Origin of the sequence: Acinetobacter pittii (genome assembly GCF_022449185.1) — a bacterium.
GTDB lineage: Bacteria > Pseudomonadota > Gammaproteobacteria > Pseudomonadales > Moraxellaceae > Acinetobacter > Acinetobacter pittii_I.
On record NZ_JAKUKO010000006.1, the window covers coordinates 59,755 to 76,242 of the forward strand.

The 16,488-nt window shown below is 39.7% G+C and carries 17 protein-coding genes and 1 riboswitch; of the genes, 10 read left to right on the plus strand and 7 right to left on the minus strand.

Annotation, left to right across the window (positions count from 1 at the left end; genetic code table 11):
- Nucleotides 1-73 precede the first annotated feature (73 nt).
- On the plus strand, nucleotides 74-607 hold the full coding sequence (locus tag MKX14_RS13705) for an META domain-containing protein (RefSeq protein WP_017400285.1): 534 nt from the start codon (nucleotides 74-76) through the stop codon (nucleotides 605-607).
- Nucleotides 608-635: 28 nt separating this feature from the next.
- Here the strand turns inward: MKX14_RS13705 and ugpQ are convergent, their stop codons facing one another.
- The 3 genes from ugpQ to MKX14_RS13720 all read right to left on the minus strand — a co-directional run bounded on the left by ugpQ (nucleotide 636) and on the right by MKX14_RS13720 (nucleotide 3,946).
- Entirely contained in the window at nucleotides 636-1,349 is a 714-nt protein-coding gene (gene ugpQ, locus MKX14_RS13710) for a glycerophosphodiester phosphodiesterase (protein ID WP_240282720.1), read from the minus strand.
- Between the two features lie 74 nt (nucleotides 1,350-1,423).
- Entirely contained in the window at nucleotides 1,424-2,002 is a 579-nt protein-coding gene (locus MKX14_RS13715; RefSeq protein WP_032056707.1) for a cob(I)yrinic acid a,c-diamide adenosyltransferase, read from the minus strand.
- A gap of 93 nt (nucleotides 2,003-2,095) precedes the next feature.
- On the minus strand, nucleotides 2,096-3,946 hold the full coding sequence (locus MKX14_RS13720; RefSeq protein ID WP_240282721.1) for a TonB-dependent receptor plug domain-containing protein: 1,851 nt from the start codon (nucleotides 3,944-3,946) through the stop codon (nucleotides 2,096-2,098).
- Between the two features lie 24 nt (nucleotides 3,947-3,970).
- A riboswitch (cobalamin riboswitch) is annotated at nucleotides 3,971-4,177 on the minus strand.
- A gap of 126 nt (nucleotides 4,178-4,303) precedes the next feature.
- On the opposite strand from MKX14_RS13720, the gene trpF reads away from it, so the two are divergent.
- The 4 genes from trpF to MKX14_RS13740 are packed head-to-tail and all read left to right on the plus strand — an operon-like array spanning nucleotide 4,304 to nucleotide 7,731.
- Nucleotides 4,304-4,972 (plus strand): phosphoribosylanthranilate isomerase, encoded by a 669-nt coding sequence (trpF, locus tag MKX14_RS13725; protein ID WP_240282722.1) that lies wholly within the window; start codon nucleotides 4,304-4,306, stop codon nucleotides 4,970-4,972.
- Nucleotides 4,947-6,176, plus strand: a complete 1,230-nt coding sequence (gene trpB / locus MKX14_RS13730; RefSeq protein ID WP_002116129.1) for a tryptophan synthase subunit beta — start codon at nucleotides 4,947-4,949, stop codon at nucleotides 6,174-6,176. The genes trpF and trpB overlap by 26 nt, the downstream gene beginning before the upstream one ends.
- Before the next feature lie 9 nt (nucleotides 6,177-6,185).
- Entirely contained in the window at nucleotides 6,186-6,698 is a 513-nt protein-coding gene (locus MKX14_RS13735) for a DUF1543 domain-containing protein (RefSeq protein ID WP_001139542.1), read from the plus strand.
- A 37-nt stretch (nucleotides 6,699-6,735) separates the two neighbouring features.
- Nucleotides 6,736-7,731: a DUF2804 domain-containing protein gene (locus tag MKX14_RS13740; RefSeq protein WP_240282723.1), complete on the plus strand. Its 996-nt coding sequence runs from the start codon at nucleotides 6,736-6,738 to the stop codon at nucleotides 7,729-7,731.
- A gap of 8 nt (nucleotides 7,732-7,739) precedes the next feature.
- Here the strand turns inward: MKX14_RS13740 and MKX14_RS13745 are convergent, their stop codons facing one another.
- Nucleotides 7,740-8,615, minus strand: a complete 876-nt coding sequence (locus MKX14_RS13745) for a metal-dependent hydrolase (protein ID WP_240282724.1) — start codon at nucleotides 8,613-8,615, stop codon at nucleotides 7,740-7,742.
- Nucleotides 8,616-8,736: 121 nt separating this feature from the next.
- Here MKX14_RS13745 and MKX14_RS13750 point away from each other — a divergent pair, with 121 nt between their 5' ends.
- The 5 genes from MKX14_RS13750 (at nucleotide 8,737) to MKX14_RS13770 (ending at nucleotide 14,061) form a co-directional block, all read left to right on the plus strand.
- Nucleotides 8,737-9,786 (plus strand): AraC family transcriptional regulator, encoded by a 1,050-nt coding sequence (locus MKX14_RS13750; RefSeq protein ID WP_017482184.1) that lies wholly within the window; start codon nucleotides 8,737-8,739, stop codon nucleotides 9,784-9,786.
- Between the two features lie 246 nt (nucleotides 9,787-10,032).
- Nucleotides 10,033-10,836, plus strand: a complete 804-nt coding sequence (gene trpA, locus MKX14_RS13755; protein WP_108009051.1) for a tryptophan synthase subunit alpha — start codon at nucleotides 10,033-10,035, stop codon at nucleotides 10,834-10,836.
- Nucleotides 10,833-11,729, plus strand: coding sequence for an acetyl-CoA carboxylase, carboxyltransferase subunit beta (gene accD / locus MKX14_RS13760; RefSeq protein WP_002116475.1), 897 nt, complete (start codon nucleotides 10,833-10,835; stop codon nucleotides 11,727-11,729). The genes trpA and accD overlap by 4 nt, the downstream gene beginning before the upstream one ends.
- Nucleotides 11,726-13,012: a bifunctional tetrahydrofolate synthase/dihydrofolate synthase gene (folC, locus tag MKX14_RS13765; RefSeq protein ID WP_240282725.1), complete on the plus strand. Its 1,287-nt coding sequence runs from the start codon at nucleotides 11,726-11,728 to the stop codon at nucleotides 13,010-13,012. The genes accD and folC overlap by 4 nt, the downstream gene beginning before the upstream one ends.
- A complete protein-coding gene (locus tag MKX14_RS13770; RefSeq protein WP_046811906.1) occupies nucleotides 13,003-14,061 on the plus strand; it encodes an SPOR domain-containing protein in 1,059 nt (352 codons plus the stop codon). The genes folC and MKX14_RS13770 overlap by 10 nt, the downstream gene beginning before the upstream one ends.
- Nucleotides 14,062-14,089: 28 nt before the next feature.
- On the opposite strand, the gene MKX14_RS13775 is transcribed toward MKX14_RS13770, so the two are convergent.
- The 3 genes from MKX14_RS13775 to MKX14_RS13785 all read right to left on the minus strand — a co-directional run bounded on the left by MKX14_RS13775 (nucleotide 14,090) and on the right by MKX14_RS13785 (nucleotide 16,386).
- A complete protein-coding gene (locus tag MKX14_RS13775) occupies nucleotides 14,090-14,668 on the minus strand; it encodes a dual specificity protein phosphatase family protein (protein ID WP_197738968.1) in 579 nt (192 codons plus the stop codon).
- Complete coding sequence (locus MKX14_RS13780; protein ID WP_199977967.1) at nucleotides 14,665-15,477, minus strand: MBL fold metallo-hydrolase; 813 nt, start codon at nucleotides 15,475-15,477, stop codon at nucleotides 14,665-14,667. Before MKX14_RS13780 ends, MKX14_RS13775 begins: the two co-directional genes overlap by 4 nt.
- 258 nt (nucleotides 15,478-15,735) lie before the next feature.
- On the minus strand, nucleotides 15,736-16,386 hold the full coding sequence (locus tag MKX14_RS13785; RefSeq protein ID WP_199977966.1) for a peroxiredoxin: 651 nt from the start codon (nucleotides 16,384-16,386) through the stop codon (nucleotides 15,736-15,738).
- Between the last annotated feature and the right edge of the window lie 102 nt (nucleotides 16,387-16,488).

The window sequence follows — 16,488 nt, forward strand, 5'->3', positions numbered from 1 at the left end:
TACAGATGTATTGAAAGAACCGTAACAGAATTAAACTATGTCAAAGAGTTTTTCAAGCAGGAGAAGTTGTTTAATGAACGTACAACGATTGAAAAAAAAGAACAGCATTGATATTTCAAGAAAATTATCATTGAAGTGTGTCTTGGTCACAATCAGTCTTGTATTAGCCGCATGTCAAAGTGCACCCGAACAAACTACGAAAAAAGTTCAAACAAAAAGAACAGTTCATCAGACTCAAGCACCTGTTGTAAAAAAGAGAGTGAGTCCGGATGGCATTCAAGATATTGATTGGCAGATCACTCAGATCAGTGGTCATAAGGCAAAATTCTTTAACCAATGGCCAACTCTTTCACTGAACTCAGCAGTCAAAACAGTATCGGGCCATACTGGCTGTAATGCTGTTTTTGGCCGTTATACATTTAATTTCAGCCAGCAAAAACTTGATATGCAAGTAAATGCAGGTCATTCAAGCTGTGATGGTGCTTTGGCTCAAGAAGCAGAGCTGGTAGATGCTTTGCAACGTATCCAACGCTTCCAACTCGTAGGTAATACGCTATATCTACTTGACCAAAGTGGTCAGCGCCTCATTCAGGCACAAAAGAAATAAAAGGTGGTTTTTACCACCTTTTTTATATTTACAGGGCTTGTAACATCGTAGTTGGAATATCTGTAATTAAGCCCTGAATTTCTAAATCACGTAGTCTTTTTGCTCTTTCTACATCATTGACTGTCCAGACACTAATGTTCAAACCAGCTTGATGTGATAGTTGGATCATTTCATCTGTTGCCAACTGATCATGCCAACCAATATGACCGCAACCATATTGATGCGCGAGTTCAATCGCTGTTGCGCCAACCGGAAGTTCAACTAACAATCCGCGTTTAAATTGAGAGTTTATATCGCGTAAAGCAGTTAGAATTTGAAGATCAAAACTTGTGATGGTTACGACTTTCTCAAAGCCCTGTAATTCCGTCTCAAGCTTTTGAATGAGTTGTTCGGCTAACGCCATATCTCTTACGGCTTTAACTTCAACTTCAATATGATCGAAATTATCAAGTAAGTTTAAAACAGTTGTAAGGGTCGGTGTTGGTTCAGAAGTTGGCCAATTGGGCCAGCTTTGACGATGATCAAATGACAACGCTTGAGCCAAAGTCGACTGCTCTACAACTTGATCGACTCCAGCTGTACGTAAAAAATTGTCATCATGAATAACAACTAACTCTTGGTCTTGAAGCTGACGAATATCAAATTCGACACCACGAATACCTAAGTCTTTTATGTGCTGAAACCCACCTAACGTGTTTTCAGGAGCTTCTCGGCGTGCACCACGGTGACCAATAATGCGCATAATTTTCTTCTATGAAATCTTTTGATTATGGTCTCTTTAAAAAGAGCAGAGACCATGTTTAATCTAATCTATTTTTAAATAATCTCATTAATATTTTTTTGCCAAAGTACTTCTTGTCCGCCTTCGGCACGCTGTAAAGCACGCGATGCGACAAATAGCCAATCAGATAGACGGTTTAAAAGTTGGAGCGCTGTAGCTTGAATATTTTGATCACGAGTTTGCACCGACATGAGTGATCGCTCTGCACGACGACAAACGGCACGAGCTTGATGAGCATAGCTACAAGATAAAGAACCAGACGGTAGAATAAACTCCTTAAGCATCGGTAAGTCTTCATTCATACGGTCAATTTCTTTTTCAAGAAATTCAATACAAACGGGCTGGAGTAGGTTGTAGTTTGGAATACAAACCTCTCCACCTAAATCAAAAAGCCAATGTTGAATCAGACTTAAGCTTTTATCCCAATCAGCCTTATCATTTACTTGGCTATCTGTGATTTGAGCACGAAGTACCCCAATAATGGCGTTGAGTTCATCAACATCACCAAGTGCTGTAATTCGTAAATCATCCTTGGCAACACGAGAACCATCGCCTAAACCTGTTGTACCTGAGTCGCCTGTGCGTGTATAGATTTTGCTTAAACGGTGTCCCATGATGGATATCCTGAACATAAAAAAGGGATAATGTCGGTCAGAACATTACCCCGAAACTGGAGTTAAGAAAATATTTTTATAATAAAGTTTTACTTAGTAGCTTAAGGTCACACCAGCTGACGCAAGGCGGCCACTGGCAATATAGTATGAACCAACTTCTTTATTCCATGCAGTCTTATAGTCTGTATCATATAAATTTTGGATATTAGTAAAGATTTTGACATTTGGGTTCATTTGCCAATAAGCATTAAAGTCAAGAGTAGTATAGCCTGGAACATCTTGTATATCTTTTGCTTTGCCTTTTGCAACAAAAGCAGTGTTGAAGCCATATACACCATTATCCCAGCCAATATTCATATTGAAGTTTTGACGTGGGCGATTTGGCGCATCTTGATCAGTTTCATCATTCTTAGGTTGAATGTAAGCATATTCAGCATTGATAAACCAGTTATCTAGTGACCATTTTAAACCTAACTCAGCCCCAGTTAAGGTTGCTTTATCAATATTATAAAATACGAAATTTGTTGCAGCAGAAGATACCATCAAGTTATCAACCTTAGTTTGATAAACCGAACCATATACACTTAAGCCGTGATTTAGTTTTTGATCAAATCCAAGTTCGTATGACACACTTTCTTCTGGTTTTAAATCTGGATTTCCTCCCCACCAAGCTGGTTCCGTAATAATTTGTCCTACAACTGGTGCACGGAAAGCTGTACCAATATTTGCATATACACTTGTGGTTGGTGTTACAAGGAGACGCCCCGCAAGTTGTCCAACTGTATGTGTACCAAATTGGTCATTATCTTCTACACGAATACCTGCTTGGGTATTAATGCCATCATGTTGATATTGATGTTGTAAATAGTAGCCAGTCGTCTTATTAGAATTATCAAATCCTGTATCGCCACTATAAGCAACTACTTTCTCTGCAGTTGTTTTATTATGTTCTACACCAAATAATATATTTTGGCTTGGTGTAAATTGCCATTTAATATTTGAATCTACCTCTTGTTGCTTTGTATTTACAATTGACGGATACGCTGCTTTTATTAAATTATATTGGTCTTCAAATTGAGAAAGACGAGTATTCCAAATAATATTGTTAGTTAAATTAAGGCGGGCGTTAATATTATATAAGCGGTTAGTAAAATCATAGGCTTGCGCTGCACCATAAGAAAAAAAGTCTCCAGTACCTTTATTTTCTTTGATTTCAGCTGATAAAGCATATTGCTCTTTTTCAACGCCGACTTTAGCTGAATACCCTTTTTGATCAAAACCAGCTTTGCGATTGTCATTGCTAATGATTTGATCACCATCTGTTTCAAAACGTTGACCACGAATTTGAGCATAATAACCATCTTGGGCTAAATCTATACCTAAAATAGATTTATAGGTATTCTTCTCACCAGCTTCGATCGTCGTAAAGATTTTATTTTGTGTAGGAGTTTTTGAAATTAATTGAATTACACCGCCAATAGCATCAGTACCATATTGAACTGAAGCAGGCCCTCGTAATATTTCAATTTGCTTAATATCGGTTGTATCAAATAAGTGAATATTTTGACCAGCTACAGTCGCAGTATTTGAGCGCATACCGTCTTGTAAAAATAGAGTGTGTCCAGCACTAGCTCCTCGAATAAACACAGAGGCTGTTTGGCCATAACCACCTGTTTGATGAATAGTTAAGCCAGCTTCTTTTCTTAATAGCGAGGGCAAATCTGCAATTGGATTCTGTTCTATTGTTCTTTCATCAATCACTGAAATACGTGCCGGAACTTCACTTGCTTTTTCAGCACTTTTTGAGGCAGTCACTACAATTGGATCAAGCTGAGTTGCATTCGTTGTATCTTCAGCAAAAATAACAGGTGAAAACCCCATCGCAATAGCGATAGCCCCTACCAGACGAGTAGGTTGAAAAGACTTAGACATAACATGCTCCATACATTCACCCCACGTGAATGATCGGGTAGATAGATGAAACAAGTAGGTCTCCGGACTTCAGCGCCATATTTAATTTATGGACATATTCACCTTCCCACATTACTGCAGTGGCGTAAGTCGAGAACGACTTAAAAAATATGCTTTACATTGTTACCGTTGCGGGGGCAGTGCCGGACTTTCACCAGCTTCCCTAAAGCATGAATTGCTTACACTTGCTTCCAATTTTACGCAGTATAAAGTGGCGATTTACTTCATACAATGTCATTTGGAGCAATTCCCAGAGAACTTTTACGCAAGGGACAAAAATTGCATTACAATGGCGCTTATTTTAAGAAATGGTTGTAGTTTAGGCAGATCATGAGCCAATCAAACCAAAAACGTACACGAGCAAAAATCTGTGGAATTACTCGCACTCAAGATGTTCAGGCAGTTGTTGCTGCTGGAGCAGATGCGATTGGTTTTGTTTTTTTTCCGCCAAGCCCAAGACATGTAACAGTTGAACAGGCCCAAGAATTAGCAAAAGTAATTCCACCTTATGTACAAATGGTAGGTTTGTTTGTAAATGCGAGTGCTACTGAAATTCAGGATGTACTTGATTGTGTTCCCCTAGATGTATTACAACTACATGGCGATGAAACTCCAGAACAATGTCAGGAAATTGCTCGTCATTGTAAACGTCGCTGGTATAAAGCGATTCAGGTGAAACCTGATCTGGATGTAGTTACTGAAATTCAAAAATATCAGGCAGCTGGTGCCAGTGCTGTATTGCTCGATGCGTGGCATCCTGAGCTCAAAGGGGGCACAGGACATCAGTTTAACTGGTCTAAATTCCCAAAACTTGATATTCCTTTAATCTTGGCAGGTGGTTTAACCCCTGACAATGTCATAGACGCTATTCATACTACCGGTGCTTTTGCAGTAGATGTGAGCGGAGGCGTAGAGTCCGCAAAAGGTATAAAAGACCAACAACTCATTGAACGATTTATGCAAGGAGTCCAACGTGGATCAGCAAAACAATGTGATTGACTATACACAGTACCCAGATGCTGCAGGGCATTTCGGTATCCATGGCGGACGTTTTGTGTCAGAAACTCTAATGGCGGCATTAGAAGATTTAGAAAATCTCTATTCCCGCATGAAAAATGATGAACAGTTTTTGGCAGAATTCGACCGTGACCTCGCCTACTATGTAGGTCGTCCTAGTCCACTTTATTATGCTGAGCGATGGTCAAAAGAGTTAGGTGGTGCGCAAATTTACCTTAAACGTGAAGACTTGAACCATACAGGCTCACACAAGGTAAACAATACGATTGGTCAGGCGTTATTGGCAAAGCTTTCTGGTAAAAAACGTATTATTGCCGAAACTGGTGCTGGGCAGCATGGTGTAGCAACAGCAACAATTGCAGCACGTTTAGGTCTTGAATGTGTTGTTTATATGGGTGCTGAAGACGTTAAGCGTCAAGCGATGAACGTTTACCGTATGCGTTTGTTGGGCGCTACAGTTGTTCCTGTACAAAGTGGTTCTAAAACGCTGAAAGATGCCATGAATGAAGCGATGCGTGACTGGGTAACTAATGTTGATACGACCTACTATGTGATTGGTACAGTTGCAGGCCCGCATCCATATCCTCAATTGGTTCGTGACTTCCAGTCAATTATTGGTCGTGAAGCGCGTAAACAGATTTTGGAACAAGCAGGTCGCTTACCAGATGCATTAGTTGCCTGTGTAGGTGGTGGTTCAAATGCAATGGGCTTGTTCTATCCGTTTTTAAACGATGCCAACGTAAAAATGTATGGTGTTGAAGCAGCTGGTTTTGGGATTGAAACTGGTAAACACTCTGCGCCGTTAAATGCAGGTCATGTGGGTGTATTACATGGTAATCGTACTTACTTGATGAGTGATGAACAAGGCCAGATTATTGAGACACATAGTATCTCGGCGGGCCTTGATTATCCGGGTGTTGGCCCTGAACATAGCTTCTTGAAAGATATGAAGCGTGTAGAGTACGTGCCGATTAATGATACAGAAGCTCTACAAGGTTTCCGCGACTTAACTAAAATCGAAGGGATTATTCCTGCACTTGAAAGCTCGCATGCGATGGCCTATGTCTCTAAGCTTGCACCAACGATGTCTAAAGATCAGATTATTATTGCGACTGTTTCAGGTCGTGGTGATAAAGATTTAATGACAGTTGCACGTATTGATGGCGTAGAAATGGTCGAGATGTAAGAGGATACAATGCCAAGTTTGTTTATGGTGATGTTAGGCGGGCGTCATGCACGCGCTAATACAGAAGTTCATGATGTAGTCATGGCTGTAGGAGATACTTTGGAAGAAGTTTATCCTCAACTTAAACAGGCTTGGTTTGGTGAGGCTCAAGGATTGCATATTGATGCTTGGGCCAAGCTCTCAGGAGTTAGCTCTCAAGGGCAAAATTATCAAATTCATTTTACAGATGCTGCTCCACAACCAGATGATTTAAAATTATATTTAATTAATCTGGGCGGATATAATGCAAGTGAATTCGGTGAACTTCACCGTTATGAGTTTGTGGTTGCACCGAATGCGGTAGCTGCCAAACAATTAGGTAAACAATTTATAGATCGGCAGTGGCAAAAAGCACATACAGATCGAGTCATTGATATTGATGACTGCTTAGCAATAGATTGTGTAGCAGGGCGCTATATTCATTTAATAAAAGGCGATTTTGCTGAAACAATTTGGGAAAATACGTATTTGACCGTGGTATAGGTCATTTGAAATCTAATATTCATATGGAAGTGGGTAAATGGATTTAATTCAAGAAAATGGACAGCCTCGCTACGGGCGTTTTGAATCTGTACCGTCAACCATTCACGTACAACATTATATTTATAAAACCCCTTACGGTAAGGTCCTTAAAGGCTGGCGTAAACAATTAAAATATAAAAAATTTAAATTCTGCGGCATTCAACATAAACACTATAGTATTGGTCTGGCAATTGCAGATATCGGCTGGGTCGGGCATGGCTTTTTCTATATTTATGACCATGAAACAGAGCAAGTCATCGAGTGGAATGCGATTCAGCCTTTAGGGCATAAAACCTATCTCGATGAACAGCCATTGTTTAATCAAAGCTATTTTTCTAAATCGCCTTATCAGTTTGATATCCAGCATGCTAATGGTGTGCGATACATTCGAGTGACCAAATATGGTGAGATTCAACTTAGCGCTCGTATTTTTTGTGCTGGGACCGATATATTAAGTTTGTGTACACCAACTGGCATCAATGGTTGGACTTATACCCAAAAGCAGACCACGCTGGGTGTAGAAGGGATGTTTATTAATAAGCAAAACCAAGTCGTACAATTTGATGAAAAGACATTTGCCTCTTTAGATGATACCTGCGGTTTTTTGCGACCTGAAACAGCTTGGTTCTGGCTTTCATGTAATTTCTGGGATGAGCAAGGGCGTCGTATAGGACTAAATCTGGCTTCTGGTGTTAATGAAAGTTTTGGTAATGAAAACTGCTTATGGATTAACGGCGTTTTATTTCCACTAACTGATGTTTTATTTGAAAAAGTAAATGATGAGCTTTGGCAAATTAGCTCTTTAGATCACAAGCTTAATCTACAAGTACATATTGGTTGGTGCCGATATGAAAATATAAACTTAAGAATGATTGGTAGCCAGTTCAACCAGTGGCAAGCTAAAATTAGCGGCACGATTGAGCATGAGGCAACCGATATCATCAATTGCAATGAGCAATACGGTTTACTAGAACAGCATTATGCAAAATGGTAACAAGCAGGTTATAAGCCTGCTTGCCAGAATGCCTCACCAGCTGCAATAGGATCATTTGTCTTTTCGAGTGTTTCAATCCAAACAGGATATTGACGAATGACTGGATGCTGACTTGGATGAAAATCTTTTTTAAACCAATCTAAATATTGGTTTTTCATAGCGGTTAATGTGCCATTTTTGCCAAAGAACCAAGGTAAACCTTTAAGGTTCATCAAGAGCCTTTCTCTTGGACTAAAGCCATCGCATTTCAACATAATGTTGGTTCTATAGAGTGTAAAACCAAACATGAGTACTGTCGTCAGAACCAATACAAAACGACGAGTCGACTCTGGAACTTCGCCCACCTGTCTCATAACATCAAATGCCACATCTCGATGTTCCATTTCTTCAATGGCATGCCATGCAAATAATGCACGAACATAAGGATGTGCATTTTCCAAAGTTTTTTTATTGCTATAAAACGTTTCTGCCATTAGTGCTGTTAAATGTTCAGCTGCCGCCGTCATCGCAATATTGTATTGAGGTGAGCGTTTAGTGAGTTCAAAACGAAAAATTCTTTTAAGTGTGGCTGTGAACTGGTCAACAGGCATGCCTTGCTCTTTCATGAGCTGATTCATTTTGTCATGAGCAATACCGTGTTGAGCTTCTTGTTTAATAAAGTCCGCAACCCGTTTTTGTAGCTCGGGATCATCAATTTTGTCTCGGAACATACGGACACATTCAATAAAATAACGCTCTCCATCCGGAAAGGTTAAGCTGAGTGCATCAAACATGCGAGTCAGAAAAGGATCGTTATTAAACCAAAAGCGAGGCGCTTCGTTTAAATGAAAATCTAGATCTTTACGAACTACTGGCTCGACCTGATAAGAAACATGTGCGTTCATATTTTTATTTCTCGCATCTAACATGTTTATCAGTATGTCGCTAATAGTCGGCTTTGTTTTGACAGTTATTGCCAATTTTTATACAGTTTACGACAAGATGGCATTAAAAAAAGGATGAGCCATGCAGGATTTTACGATTTCAAATGGCTACTTTTATCTGTGGAATACTTATTTAAAAGAAAAAGGAATCGATTGGCAGGCATTAAACCTTACAGATGTTCAGGCCCGTCAAGTTCAAAATATTTTAGCTTCATCTATTGATGCTCAATCTTCTTTAAACTTTTTTCTTGAACTTTTAGAACTGACAGAGTCTCGTCTACAAGTTTCTAATTTAGCCCTAGAAATGGCAACTTGTATTACACCTGCCAATTTTGGTGTACTGGGATATATGGCTTCTCGAAGTGGAAGCTTCGCAGAGGTTCTTGAATATGTCATGAAATTTCATCGTCTCGTGATTGACGGTGAGCAAGTCGTACCTATGCAAGTTGAACAAGATGCTTCTAATATTCGTTTGTATTGGCCGCTAGTTGATGCCAGTAATATCATACTTTGTGAACTGACTTTAGCTGCTATGGTGCAGCTTGCTAAACAAATTGCCCCTTTCCATGATTTTCTCTTGCAGCATGTGGAGTTTGTGCACCGCTCACGTGGTCCCTTAGTTCACTATCAGCGTTTCTTTCAATGCAAATTGTCATTTGAACAACCTTACTATGCATTAACTTTTGCAAGTGAGGGATTGAATGTTCGCCCTCGGCACGCAGACCCCAGCTTAATGCAACTTTTAGTGAAACAAGCAGAAGAGGCATTGGCTCAACGGAAAATACATACAGATTTAGCCCAGCAAATACATTGGATTGTTCATGAATATTTCAAACACAAGCAACAAGCCCCTAAAATAGAGGATATTGCTATTGAGTTGAATATTTCAGTACGAAGCTTGCAGCGTCAATTACAGTCATTAAATACTTCATTTAAATTAATTTTAGATACTGAACGCATGAAACGCTGTGAAATATTACTTCACCAAAATGAAAGCCTCACCACAATTGCTGAACAGTTGGGATATTCGGATCAGTCGGCACTTGCACGGGCTCATAAAAATTTGACAGGACAAACTTTACTCACGCGGAAAAAGGAATTACAACTCGCCAATAAAAATATTGAGAAATAAGTTTTGCGTGATTGTTTTTTGATCGGGAAGCAATCTAATAATGGCTCGAAAATAGGAAGCTTTGATCATTGAGAAAAGTTTCAAAATATTGATAAATGTACACCATGGGTTGTATGAATCATACAATCGAATATCGCCATAACGTTAGACCTGTTCAATGGACAAAAAATAGCGTTAAAATGCGATGTTCTTGTATTTCTACAAACAACTCCTCAATTTTAAATAATTCAAGGAAAGCACAACCCTATGTCACGTCTTGCCACCCGTTTTGAAAAGCTTAAGTCCCAACAACGTAAAGCGCTTGTATCTTATGTTATGGCGGGTGATCCACAGCCACAAGTAACGGTTCCGTTACTGCATAAAATGGTTGAGGCAGGAGTAGATGTCATTGAGCTTGGTTTACCATTTTCAGATCCAATGGCTGATGGTCCGGTAATTGCGCTTGCAGCTGAACGTGCGCTTGCAGCAGGGACTAACACGTTGGATGCACTCAACATGGTAAAAGAGTTCCGTGAGCAGGATCAGGAAACACCTGTTGTTTTAATGGGTTATCTGAATCCGGTTGAAGTGATTGGTTACGAGAAGTTTGTTTCTCATGCGAAACAATGTGGTGTAGATGGCTTATTACTTGTGGATTTACCACCAGAAGAGTCAAAAGAATTTGGTGCTGTGTTGAAACAACATGATATGGACCAAATTTTCTTACTTGCACCAACTTCTACAGATCAACGCATTCAACATGTGACAAATCAGGCAAGTGGTTTTATTTACTACGTTTCACTTAAGGGTGTAACTGGAGCAGCAACACTTGATACGGCAGAAGCTGCTGCGCGTATTCAAAAAATCAAAAATGCCACTAATATTCCAGTGGGTGTTGGTTTTGGTATTAGTGATGCCGCTTCAGCAAAAGCAATGGGTAATGTTGCTGATGCCGTGATTGTAGGTAGTGCTTTCGTTAAAAATTTTGCAACGTTGGCAGCGGATGACGCTGTTGAACAGACGGTGAGTAAAGTCAAGGAGCTTCGAGCAGCGCTCGATGAGTTAGTATGAATCAAGAAGTGAAACCAGGGAAAGTTCTTAGCCCTTCGACACCATGGACAAAACGTCCGGTTCCAGGTATTGAAGTCGCAGATGAGCAACAAATTCTCAAAGCAACATTTACTGAGCCAACGATTGAATGTCCTGAATGTCATGCACTAGTGACACGTACAGCAATTTCTTTCAATGCATATGTTTGTCCGCAATGTGACGAACACTTACGAATGAAAGCTCGTGACCGCTTGAACTGGTTCTTCGATAATGTTGTAACTGAATTGGGTCAAGAATTTACTGCAAAAGATCCATTAAAGTTTGTTGACTCTAAACCGTATCCAGATCGTATGCGTGAAGCGCAAAGCAAAACTGGTGAAACGGAAGCGTTAATTGCCATGCAAGGTAACTTAAATGGCGTAGATATGATTGCATGTGCTTTTGAGTTCGACTTTATGGGCGGCTCAATGGGTACAGTTGTAGGTGATCGTTTTGTAAAGGCTGCCGAGCTTGCAATTGAAAAACGTCAGCCATTAATCTGTTTCGCAGCTTCTGGCGGCGCGCGTATGCAAGAAGGTATGTTGTCGCTTATGCAAATGGCGCGTACTTCTGCTGCGATTCAAAAATTAAAAGATGCTGGCTTACCATATATCGTCGTGTTAACACATCCTGTGTATGGTGGTGTAACAGCTTCTTTAGCAATGTTGGGTGATATTCATATTGCTGAACCTAAAGCAATGATTGGCTTTGCTGGTAAGCGTGTAATTGAGCAGACTGTACGTGAAACTCTTGAAGAACCGTTCCAACGTGCTGAATATTTGCTTGATCATGGTGTAATCGATCAGATTGTTCATCGTCATGCTTTACGTGATACTGTATCTCGACTTGTATCGAAATTGATGAACTTACCTTGAACCAACAAGCTCCACTTTCAATAGACTCTTTAGATACATGGCTCAATTATTGGAGCCATGTTCACGTTACAGGGATAGATCTTGGTCTGGAACGTGTAATTCCTGTTGCAGAAAAGCTGGGTGTAACTCAGCCTAATGCTAAAGTTTTTACAGTAGCCGGAACGAATGGTAAAGGCTCAACCACAACCACACTGGCTGCGATATTAAACGCACAGGGTTATAAAGTTGGGTTATATCAGTCACCGCATATCTATCGCTTTAATGAGCGAGTTAAACTAGGTGGAGTTGAAGTCGATGATCAAAGTCTGATTGATGCTTTTGTTCAAGTCGATCAGGCTCGTCGCGATTGTGATTTAAGCTTATCTTTTTTTGAAGCAACCACTTTGGCTGCTTTTGTTATTTTTAAACAACAACAATGTGATGTATGGGTGCTCGAAGTCGGTTTGGGCGGGCGTTTAGATGTCGTCAATGTGATTGATCCCGATGTTGCAGTGATTACTAATATTGGCCTAGATCACACAGACTGGTTAGGCGATACTATCGAAAAAATTGCTTTTGAAAAAGCAGGCATTATTCGTCCACATATTCCGGTTATCTTTGCGGGTGAGCAACAATTACCGCAAGCAATTCAAGATAAAGCACAAAGTTCACAAACAGAGTTATATACTGTTAATCGTGATTATTTCTATAAGCTCGCAGAAGATGGACAAAACTGGTACTTTGCTTCGGAAGGAACCACTTTAAAACTTCCTTTAGGTACATTAGCGATTGAGAATATTGCAGGGGCGGTTGCTGCCATTTTAAATAGCGGACTTGAAATTTCTCAGTCAGCATTAGAAAAAGGTATTCGATCTGCTCGCTTAGCTGGACGTTTTGAACAACGTCAAGTGGATGGGAAGACAGTTATTTTTGATGCTGGGCACAATCCACATGGTGTTGAATTTTTGTTAAAGCAATTGCGAAATTTCTTAGAATACAATAAACAGTACACAGAAGTTGTCGCAGTATTTTCAATGCTGGCAGATAAAGATATAAAATCAGTAGTCGATTTATTGAAACCTACTGTTTTACATTGGAAAATTGCTGAATTGAATGTGCCGCGTGCTGCACCGATTCAGCAACTCAATGATGCCTTGCAAGGCCAGACAGTACAACAATATGGCAATATCAAAGAGGCTTTTAAATCAGCGCTTGAGCAAACAAATAACAATCAGCTGATTTTGGCCTGTGGTTCGTTTCATACTTTAGAAGCGATTTGGGAGTATTTGGAAGAATGTCAATGAATAACAAACAACGCTGGATGGGTGGCGTTGTTTTACTAGGAGGTGGTGTTTTATTGGCAGCATTACTTCTAAAAGGAAATGAGGAAATAAAACAGGTTGAAGCTCAACCATCCGCATCCACATCGCCAAAAACTCAAACTAAACCAAAACAGACAACTGAAGGGCAAATGGTACAACTACAACCTCTTGCGGTTGATGTTGAAACTGAAAAACGTTTGCTAGAAGAACAGCGTCGTGCGCGTGAAAAGGCAGTTGCTGAACAAGAAGCACGTGCAGCTGAGTTCTTAGCAATGCAGCAGCAAGCTGAAGCTGACGCTGCTCGTAAAGCTGCAGCAGAGTACGCTGCGATTAATGCGCGCCGTACAGCAGCTCAAGAAAGTTCAGATAATATTCCACCGGAGTTAGTGGGTGAGGCGAAAGCTAAAAACCAGCAAACCAATACGGTGAATAAAACAACTGATACTTCAAAAATAGATGCAGACAAAAAAGCTTCTGAAGCAAAACGCCAAGCGGAAGCAGACAAGAAAGCGGCTGATGCTAAGCGTCAAGCAGAAGCAGACAAAAAAGCAACTGAAGCAAAACGCCAAGCAGAAGCAGACAGAAAAGCAGCAGAAGCTAAACGACAGGCAGAAGCAGATAAAAAGGCTGCAGAAGTGAAACGCCAAGCAGAAGCAGACAAGAAAGCTGCTGAAGCCAAACGACAAGCAGAAGCTGATAAAAAAGCCTCTGATGCTAAACGAAAAGCAGAAGCTGAGAAAAAAGCTGAAGCAGAAAAAGCACGTGAACTGCTTGAAAATGGCGATAAAAAGTGGATGGTTCAAGTCGCTTTGGCTGCTAACCAAGCCAATGCAGATGCAGTTGTTTCCAAATTACGAGCTAAAGGCTATAAGGTCACTACAAGTCCAACCAGTAAGGGTATTCGTATTATGGTTGGACCTGCAAAAGACCGAGATACAGCAGATGCTGCTCGTAAGAAAATTTCTTCTGATTCAAGTTTAAATATGAAATCGGCGTGGGTGATTGACTGGGTACCGTTAGACCAACGTTAACCAGATTAAAAATTCCACTCAAAATGTACTAAGATGGATTCGACAGTTGCTGTTGAATCCATTTTACATTTTCAGGTGTAAATAAACGGTCAATGTTCTTCCAAATAATATGATAACCGTAACCACCTTGTTTCATTTCCTTAACCGCATCATCAATTGCCCAATTTTCAAAAATAATACGATACATGGCAACGCTGGCACCAGTACGGTCTGAACCATGGTAGCAGTGCAATAAAACGCGTTGATCATTCTGCTTGGCAATTTTGATTTGTTGCATGACTTCTAGGAGGTCTTGTCGGTCAATTGCCCAAGTGTTGATAGGAATATGCACAAGATTAAAATTTTCATTTTTAAAAACTAAAGTATCTGCGTCTTTGGCTCTTAAATTAATGATCGTTCCAATTTGATGATTCTTTAATTCAGAAATCATTGCAGCATCAGGCTGTTCACTGCGATAAACATCATTACTAATTTGATAAAAGTTATGAGTCTGAGAAACTAAGCTTCCCCAATCTTGTGGTCGATGCTCATGGGCGATACTTTCGTGCTGCATACACCCTTGTAAACTTATACAGATGACAAGTGTAAGGAGCGATAATTTTTTCATGTTTGATACCGTTTCAGCTCATGAGGGTCGTGAGCACAAATTATTTCAATCGTTGGTTCATGTTGAGCTAAATGCTGTAAACGCTTGAGATTAAAAAGACGCTTTTCATTATCTTCTGCAAATGTTTTTTCCAACAGCCCGAGTGATCTTAATTTATTTTTAGGGTTTAACTCTAGGTGTGAGTAGTAGGCATCTCCACAAAATAATAACCATTGATTTTGCTGCTTTATTGCAATACCGCAATGTCCAGCTGAATGCCCCAACAGTGGTACCATTAAAATTTCATCTTGAAACAGTGGAAATCCTTTTACTTTTTCGAGGTTAAACCATGCTTCACCTTTTTGATATTCAACAAAGTTCCAGTAGCGATGATCTTTATATTGATTGGTTCTATAACGAAGTTTGCCCTTAAAATTTGGAAGTTGGGCTGCGTTATATTCTGCAGCTAAAACATGCACAGTGGCATGTGGAAAATCTGAAATTCCACCAGCATGATCAAAATCAAGATGAGTGATAAAGATGTGCTGTACATCTTTCGCATTAAATCCTAGCTTTTGAATTTGTTGGATCGCACTAAACTCAAGGTTAGGCTCAATTTTGCCTAAACGTTTAACTAATGAGCCTAGGCGTTGCTTCATATGTAAGTAATCTTGCAAGCCAAAGCCTGTATCGATAAGCACTAAGCCTCGATCAGTTTCAACCAGAAGGCAATGACAGATGACTTCAGCTCGGAAGCCTTTTTGTCCAAATAATGGGGCGCAAACTGGGCACATGCTGCCACACTTTAAATGATGAATTTTATAGATCATGATTTTTATTTTTTACCGAATCGTTTCGAGTTATAACTGATCTAAACAATAAAAACCATGAGTATTCAATACATAAATAAAAAAGCCATCACTCTAGATGACTTTTTCGGGTGTGATATTTAATCTAAGTGTGCCTACGCGCTTTGCTTGTCTTGTAGCCAACTTTTCGAATGCTTGCCTACGCACTTCGCTTGTCTTGTATCTAACTTTTCAAATGTTTGCCTACGCACTGCGTTTGTCTTGCAAGCAATAAAACCTTTAGTCGGTTTTATTGCTTTCAGGCTGTGGTGTGAGTCGTAAATAAGGTTTAACAGCCGTATAACCTTTAGGGAAACGCTGTTTAATTTCTTCTTCATCTTTAAGTGATGGCACAATAACGACATCTTCACCTTGCTGCCAGTTCGCAGGTGTAGCGACTTTATGCTTATCTGTTAATTGTAATGAATCCACAACACGTAAGACTTCATTGAAATTTCGGCCCGTCGAAGCAGGGTAAGTAATGATTAACCGAACTTTTTTGTTAGGATCAATAATCACTAATGAGCGCACTGTCAGAGTTTCGCTGGCATTAGGGTGAATGAAACCATAGAGCTCAGATACTTTACGGTCTTTATCTGCAATGATTGGAAAATTTACCGTTGTATTTTGTGTTTCATTAATGTCATTAATCCAGCCTTTATGAGACTCTACATCGTCTACTGACAAAGCAATCGCTTTAACATTACGCTTCGTAAATTCATCTTTTAATTTTGCTGTATAACCTAACTCAGTTGTACATACGGGAGTATAGTCGGCTGGATGTGAAAATAAGATTCCCCAACTATCACCTAAAAAATCATAAAAATTAATCGTGCCTTCACTCGATTCTTGTTGAAAATTGGGAGCAGTATCTCCTAATCGTAGTGTCATGATCTTTCCTCAATTGCTCATAATTTGTTATTCGATTGAATGAATATGCAGCATTTACTTTATGATTAAAATTATTGTTTTTGTATTTTATTATGAACTTTT

Coding starts and splice junctions, on each gene's coding strand:
- MKX14_RS13750 (WP_017482184.1), top strand. CDS start 8,737: ATGCAGGATTTTACGATTTCAAATGGCTACTTTTATCTGTGGAATACT.
- MKX14_RS13775 (WP_197738968.1), bottom strand. CDS start 14,668: ATGAAAAAATTATCGCTCCTTACACTTGTCATCTGTATAAGTTTACAA.
- trpF (WP_240282722.1), top strand. CDS start 4,304: ATGAGCCAATCAAACCAAAAACGTACACGAGCAAAAATCTGTGGAATT.
- MKX14_RS13715 (WP_032056707.1), bottom strand. CDS start 2,002: ATGGGACACCGTTTAAGCAAAATCTATACACGCACAGGCGACTCAGGT.
- MKX14_RS13785 (WP_199977966.1), bottom strand. CDS start 16,386: ATGACACTACGATTAGGAGATACTGCTCCCAATTTTCAACAAGAATCG.
- MKX14_RS13770 (WP_046811906.1), top strand. CDS start 13,003: ATGTCAATGAATAACAAACAACGCTGGATGGGTGGCGTTGTTTTACTA.
- MKX14_RS13780 (WP_199977967.1), bottom strand. CDS start 15,477: ATGATCTATAAAATTCATCATTTAAAGTGTGGCAGCATGTGCCCAGTT.
- ugpQ (WP_240282720.1), bottom strand. CDS start 1,349: ATGCGCATTATTGGTCACCGTGGTGCACGCCGAGAAGCTCCTGAAAAC.
- accD (WP_002116475.1), top strand. CDS start 10,833: ATGAATCAAGAAGTGAAACCAGGGAAAGTTCTTAGCCCTTCGACACCA.
- MKX14_RS13740 (WP_240282723.1), top strand. CDS start 6,736: ATGGATTTAATTCAAGAAAATGGACAGCCTCGCTACGGGCGTTTTGAA.
- trpA (WP_108009051.1), top strand. CDS start 10,033: ATGTCACGTCTTGCCACCCGTTTTGAAAAGCTTAAGTCCCAACAACGT.
- MKX14_RS13745 (WP_240282724.1), bottom strand. CDS start 8,615: ATGAACGCACATGTTTCTTATCAGGTCGAGCCAGTAGTTCGTAAAGAT.
- MKX14_RS13720 (WP_240282721.1), bottom strand. CDS start 3,946: ATGGAGCATGTTATGTCTAAGTCTTTTCAACCTACTCGTCTGGTAGGG.
- MKX14_RS13735 (WP_001139542.1), top strand. CDS start 6,186: ATGCCAAGTTTGTTTATGGTGATGTTAGGCGGGCGTCATGCACGCGCT.
- MKX14_RS13705 (WP_017400285.1), top strand. CDS start 74: ATGAACGTACAACGATTGAAAAAAAAGAACAGCATTGATATTTCAAGA.